Source organism: Mordavella massiliensis, assembly GCF_016901695.1.
GTDB classification, from domain to species: domain Bacteria; phylum Bacillota; class Clostridia; order Lachnospirales; family Lachnospiraceae; genus Claveliimonas; species Claveliimonas massiliensis_A.
Genome location: NZ_JACJKS010000139.1, coordinates 1 through 212, shown reverse-complemented (window position 1 = coordinate 212; position 212 = coordinate 1). Strand labels below are relative to the sequence as shown.

Annotated in this window: 1 pseudogene; it reads left to right on the top strand. The window is 39.2% G+C overall.

Annotated elements, in window-relative coordinates:
- Positions 1-50: 50 nt before the first annotated feature.
- Positions 51-212: pseudogene (locus H6A20_RS13435) on the top strand (IS256 family transposase); the annotation flags it as partial.

The following is a 212-nucleotide window of genomic DNA, read 5'->3' as shown; positions in this document are numbered from 1 at the left end:
ATAAGAGGTTCTTCTATGATAAAATCTAAATCATAGGAGGGCCTTTTATTATGGCAAAACAAAAGAAACCTGTTCATCGGGTACAAATGACGGAAGGAAAACGAAACATTATCCATCAACTCCTGGAAGAATACGACATTCAGACCGCTGAAGATATCCAGGATGCCTTGAAAGATCTTCTTGGCGGGACCATTAAAGAAATGATGGAAGCA